Here is a 5169-nt window from a genome sequence, read left to right on the forward strand (position 1 = left end):
CGCCCTGATGGACGATCTCTTTGGCGGGGGATGGGACAGTTCCGGAGCGGCCAACAACTTCGACGCGGCGCTTCGCTACGTCGAAGCCCACCTGGTCGCCCTCACGCCGGCGCAGGCCATGGCGCTGACGCTCCTCGACCAGCTGGGCGGGTCCGAGAAGCGGTATCAGCCCCTGATCGACGCGGTGCTCCGCTACCGCTCCATGACGGGCGACGTCGGCCCGATCTTGCAGGCGATTGACAGCATCGCGCTCTTCAACAAGTTCGTGGGCTTGTCGGCCACGGCGACACGCGAAAAGCGGGTGTGACGCATGATCATCGGCTTTCAGGGCCCCATGGGGTCCGGGAAAACGTTGGGCGCGTGCATCTGGGCATGGCGGTATGCGCTGCTGGCCGGCGGCGCGCCGGTCATGGCGAACCTGGCGCTCAGGCCGGAGTATTTCGCGCGCCACGCCCAGCGCAACCCGGGTTTCCATGTGCGCCTGTTGCAGTCGGAGGAGGACTTCGTGGAGCTGGCGCGGGCCGGGGGCGGCTGGGTCATCTTCGACGAGATCCACCAGAACTTGGACAGCCGGACCTACGCCGGTCGGCAGCAGATCTACTTCACGCAGTTCCTCATGTACCTCCGCAAGTTGCGCATGCCTCTCATTCTCACGTCGCAGAGCATCGCGCACCAGGTCGACGTTCGGGTGCGCGCGAACCTGGACGTCCTCGTGGACTGCCACAAAACCCGATGGGGGTTCCGGTACGACGTCTTCGACGCGCGCAGCGGCGTCTACCAGGGCAGCCGGCGCGTCCCATGGAGGACGGCCACGCAGTTCTACGGCATCTATGACACGTACCAGCTGATTCGGCCGGTGGAGTTCCCGACGACCGAGCGCCAGTACGTGCAGTTTCTGGAGGCGCTGGAGGACGCGCAAGCGGAGCAAATGCCGCGCCGCCGGCGCCCCGTTCCCCCGGCGTTCTGGCCGGCCGACATGCAGCCGCCGCCAGAGAGGGGGGCGGCCGGTGCGTGACGCGATGATGGAGCCGGCGCAGTACCTGTACCACTTCCCCTCCACGGACAAGGTGAGCCTGGCCCGGTACGCGCGTGCGTACTACCGCCGGCGGATGGTGTTGATGCTACTGGAGCTCGCCGCACAGCTGGGGTACGACGTCGTGCGCGGCACCGGGCGGCCCCACCGCGCCGGCGAGCGCCGTTCCCGGGTGGAGGTGCTCGCGCGCGTCCGCATCGGTCGCTACATGTACGCCCTGGTCCCCCGCGGGAGCCCCGGCGCCCTCGACCCGGAGGAGGTCCGCGCGGGAGCTCGCCGGCGGCGCACGCCCTCCACGAAAGCATGGACGGCCGACGAAATCCGAGGAATGGCAGATCATGCCATATTTGGTAATACCTCCGGCACCTAGGAGCGGCAAAACGGAGAGGGTCAAGCCTCGGGTACCCGGGCGGTCCTTCCTCGCGTCCTGGTGGCGGTCACGCTTGCGACAGCATCCTCCGCACGCGACGCTGGGCCCGGGGGGCGCGACGCACCCAGAGTTCGAGACGCGCCAGAAGGTCATGGGCCTGTGCGGGGTCCAGGCGGATCGTCAGCGCCTCGCCGGGACTCACGAGGCCAAGGGTCACACCGTCCTGCGTGACGGCGACGGAAGCGCGGAACGGTCGGGCCCGAAAGTCGGCGTCAACGTCCCGAGCATGACGGACGGTCTCGACGATCAATCGGCAACACCTTCCAATTAGGGGAAAAGTTGGGCCGGGAATTGTTCCCGGCCCTTGTCTAATCGGCCCGTCGGCTGCCGCTTTCGAGTTCACATAATGTATCTTATCGGAAGTAGAGACCGAGGCCCGAATTGCAGGCCGGCGGCAAAGGCGGCGTCCGACTTGATGGGTCGTCGACTCGTTACAGGCGGCGCAGTGCCGCGGTGACTGCGCCGGCGATCATGACCACGCCTCTCACCTCGAACGCGGACCCACCGGCAGGCGCAGCCGCTGGCCGGGCTTGATGACCACCGTGCTCAGGTGGTTCTCGCGGCGAACGTCCGCGATCCATGCGCGCGGGTCCTCGTCCGGCGCGAGCCGGCTGGCCAGCGTCCACAACGTGTCGCCGGGCTGCACGATGATGACGCCATCTTCGACGACCGGACGGCGACTCGCCTTGGGCGGTGCGATCGTGTGGGCTGCGACCTGCGCGCGATCGATGCGGGCTGCCGCCGGTTGCGGGTCGGCATGCAGCACGGCGGGCAGCATGCACCAAAGGGTGAAAAACGCCAGCAGACCCAGGATCCGTGCGGGCCTCCATCGAAACCGGCGCCGACCGCGAACCATGACCGCACCCCCGAATACGTGTTCGTATTCATAAGGTACGGCGAACAGGCGTTCGTGTCAAGCGTCGGTTCCATGGATCGGGCTGCGCGAGCCGATCACCCACCTGCGGAGACGGCGGACGGCGGCGTCGTCGAAACGGCCTTCCAGCAACACTCGGCCTCGCGCCGTCGCCAGGACCGGCACGCGGTGGCGGTACCGCCCGAACAGCTCCAGGGACGTCATGATGTCGATTTCCCTCGGCTGGAGGCCCGACATCGCGAGCTGCGTTCGGGCCTCTTCACAGAGATGGCAACCGCTCTTGACGTACAGGACCAGGTCCGCCGCGTCGAGGCGCCGTCGACCGAACAATTGTTTGCATCGCTCCGATCCTCGTGCTATACTTCAACCAGCGAATTCCAGGAGGTGGCTTCGTGGCCGAGACACTGACTCGCCGCCAGCGTGAAATTCTCGAATTTATTAAACGGCGGATTCGGGAACGCGGCTATCCCCCGTCGGTCCGGGAAATCGGGGAAGCCGTCGGCCTCGCGTCCAGTTCGACGGTGCACGGCCACCTGGCTCGCCTTGAGGACAAGGGATACCTGCGGCGGGATCCGAGCAAGCCCCGCGCCATCGAGGTCCTCGACGATGCGGAACCCTCGGAGCCCATCCCGTCACCGCGCGTCGTCGAGGTGCCGGTCGTGGGCCGCGTCGCGGCAGGATCCCCTATTCTCGCCGAGGAGAACGTGGAGGACGTCTTCCCTCTTCCGGAGGATTGGGTGCGCGGCGGCGAAGTGTTCATGCTCGAGGTGCGGGGCGACAGCATGATCGACGCCGGGATCCTGGACGGCGACCGCGTCATCGTCCGCAAGCAGGATACGGCGGAAAACGGCGACATCGTCGTGGCCCTGATCGGGGACGAGGCCACCGTGAAGCGGTACTACCGCGAAGCGGACCACATCCGGCTCCAGCCCGAGAACAGCCGGCTGCAGCCCATCCGAACCCGGGACGCGACGATCATCGGCCGCGTGATCGGGCTGGTCCGGCTCTTTTGATGGGACAAGACGCCGGCGCAACGGGGACGGCGTCAAGACCTACCAGGCGAACGCAAAAGGGGAGGCTTCGCGCCTCCCCCGTTCGTGTGCGAGCCGGCTTGCCCGCGCCCGGCGCGCTCAGAACGCGCGCAGGTACTGGTCGAGTTCCCACTGGTGGACCTGCGTGCGGTAGAGGTCCCACTCGATCGTCTTCGCCTCGATGAACCGTTCGAAGACGTGCTCCCCCAGCGTCTCCCGCATCAGCGGATCGCTCTTCAGCGCGGCGATCGCCTCTTCCAGCGAGGCCGGAAGCCGGTCGACGCCCTCTTCGACGAGCTCCTCCTCGGACATGTGGTAGATGTTGCGGTCAAGCGGTTCCGGCGGCGTGAGGCCGCGCTCGATGCCGTCCAGGCCGGCGGCCAGCGTGACCGCCAGGGCGAGGTAGGGGTTGCAGCTGGGATCGGGGCTGCGAAGCTCGATGCGCGTGGACAGGCCGCGCTTGGCCGGGACGCGGACCAGCGGGCTGCGGTTGCCGTTCGACCACGCGATGTACACCGGTGCCTCGTAGCCCGGGACCAGGCGCTTGTACGAGTTGACGAGCGGGTTCGTGACGGCCGTGAACGCGCGCGCGTGCGCGAGGATGCCGGCCGTGTACTGCTTGGCGACGGAGCTCAGCCCGTCCGGGGAGTCCGGGTCGTAGAACGCGTTTTGGTCGCCGCGGAACAGCGACTGGTGCAGGTGCATGCCGGACCCGTTGATGCCGCGCACCGGCTTCGGCATGAAGGTGGCGTGCAGCCCGTGCTGTTCCGCCACGGTGCGGACGACGAAGCGGAACGTGGCGATGTTGTCGGCGGTGCGCACCGCCTCCGCGTACTTGAAGTCGATCTCGTGCTGGCCGGGGGCGACCTCGTGGTGCGCCGCCTCGACCTCGAACCCCATCTCCATCAGCGTCGTCACGATGTCGGCGCGGCAGGACTCGCCCTTGTCGATCGGAGCGAGGTCGAAGTACGAGGCCTGGTCGTTGGTCTGCGTCGTCGCGTGGCCCTGCGCGTCCTTCAGGAAGAGGAAGAACTCGGGTTCCGGCCCGCAGTTCATCGTGTACCCCATCTCCGCCGCCCGCGCGACGACGCGCTTCAGCACGTGGCGCGGGTCGCCGGGGAACGGCTGGCCGTTCGGGAGGTACACGTCGCAGATGAGGCGAGCCGTGGCCCCGGCCCGTTCCTTCCACGGGAAGATCGCGAACGTGGTGGGATCGGGACGCAGGTACATGTCGGACTCCTGGATGCGGACGAAGCCTTCGATGGACGAGCCGTCGAACATGATCTCGTTCGACAGCGCCTTGTCGAGCTGGCTCGCCGGGATCTCGACGTTCTTGATCACGCCCAGGATGTCCGAAAACTGCAGCCGGATGAACTTGACGTCGAGATCGCGGACCAGGCGACGGACGTCGTCAGCGGTGCGGGCGATGGTCATTGTCGCGCTCCCTCTCCCGCAAACGGCGAAGGAACTGGTCGCGCCCCACGAGCGGATACAGGCTCGGCGTCTCCGGCCGCACGAAGCCTTCCTTGGCGGGGAGGTCGTCGACGCGGCGCCGGACGCTTCGGGCCTGCAGCGCGTCGAGCGCCTGCGCCAGCGTGTACCCGCGGGAAAGATACGAGGCCAGGGTCTGGAGCCGGGCGACGTCGTCCTCCGAGAACAGCCGGTGGCCACCTGCGGTCCGCTCGGGCCGGACGATGCCCTTCAGCTCGTAGTAGCGGATCTGCCGCTGGGACAGGCCCGTCTTGCGTTCCACCTGACCGATCGTGTAACGGCCCACGCGAGCGTCCCCTCACGCGTTTGT

Annotated in this window: 9 protein-coding genes; 4 read left to right on the top strand and 5 right to left on the bottom strand. The window is 67.5% G+C overall.

Features of this window, described 5'->3' with window-relative positions; translation table 11 throughout:
- The 3 genes from IRZ18_08390 to IRZ18_08400 all read left to right on the top strand — a co-directional run.
- A partial coding sequence (locus IRZ18_08390; protein ID MBX5477121.1) for a hypothetical protein occupies window positions 1–307 on the top strand: 307 nt, incomplete at its 5' end.
- A 3-nt stretch (window positions 308–310) separates the two neighbouring features.
- Window positions 311–1015 carry a hypothetical protein gene (locus tag IRZ18_08395; protein MBX5477122.1) on the top strand — a complete coding sequence of 235 codons (705 nt, stop codon included), beginning with the start codon at window positions 311–313 and terminating at the stop codon, window positions 1013–1015.
- Window positions 1008–1403, top strand: a complete 396-nt coding sequence (locus tag IRZ18_08400; GenBank protein MBX5477123.1) for a hypothetical protein — start codon at window positions 1008–1010, stop codon at window positions 1401–1403. Before IRZ18_08395 ends, IRZ18_08400 begins: the two co-directional genes overlap by 8 nt.
- 67 nt (window positions 1404–1470) lie before the next feature.
- On the opposite strand, the gene IRZ18_08405 is transcribed toward IRZ18_08400, so the two are convergent.
- The 3 genes from IRZ18_08405 to IRZ18_08415 form a co-directional block, all read right to left on the bottom strand.
- Window positions 1471–1713 carry a hypothetical protein gene (locus tag IRZ18_08405; protein MBX5477124.1) on the bottom strand — a complete coding sequence of 81 codons (243 nt, stop codon included), beginning with the start codon at window positions 1711–1713 and terminating at the stop codon, window positions 1471–1473.
- A gap of 234 nt (window positions 1714–1947) precedes the next feature.
- The gene (locus tag IRZ18_08410) at window positions 1948–2319 is read right to left on the bottom strand and encodes a LysM peptidoglycan-binding domain-containing protein (GenBank protein ID MBX5477125.1); all 372 of its coding nucleotides are present in this window, start codon (window positions 2317–2319) and stop codon (window positions 1948–1950) included.
- A 57-nt stretch (window positions 2320–2376) separates the two neighbouring features.
- On the bottom strand, window positions 2377–2667 hold the full coding sequence (locus tag IRZ18_08415; protein MBX5477126.1) for a glutaredoxin family protein: 291 nt from the start codon (window positions 2665–2667) through the stop codon (window positions 2377–2379).
- 62 nt (window positions 2668–2729) lie between these two features.
- Between IRZ18_08415 and lexA the strand changes: the two genes are divergently transcribed.
- Window positions 2730–3350: a transcriptional repressor LexA gene (gene lexA / locus IRZ18_08420; GenBank protein ID MBX5477127.1), complete on the top strand. Its 621-nt coding sequence runs from the start codon at window positions 2730–2732 to the stop codon at window positions 3348–3350.
- 117 nt (window positions 3351–3467) lie between these two features.
- Here lexA and glnA read toward each other — a convergent pair whose 3' ends face one another.
- The gene (gene glnA, locus IRZ18_08425; GenBank protein ID MBX5477128.1) at window positions 3468–4802 is read right to left on the bottom strand and encodes a type I glutamate--ammonia ligase; all 1335 of its coding nucleotides are present in this window, start codon (window positions 4800–4802) and stop codon (window positions 3468–3470) included.
- Window positions 4780–5145 (bottom strand): MerR family transcriptional regulator, encoded by a 366-nt coding sequence (locus IRZ18_08430; GenBank protein ID MBX5477129.1) that lies wholly within the window; start codon window positions 5143–5145, stop codon window positions 4780–4782. Before IRZ18_08430 ends, glnA begins: the two co-directional genes overlap by 23 nt.
- Window positions 5146–5169 lie beyond the last annotated feature (24 nt).

This window comes from Clostridia bacterium, assembly GCA_019683875.1.
In the GTDB taxonomy this organism is placed as follows: domain Bacteria; phylum Bacillota; class Sulfobacillia; order RBS10-35; family Bu92; genus Bu92.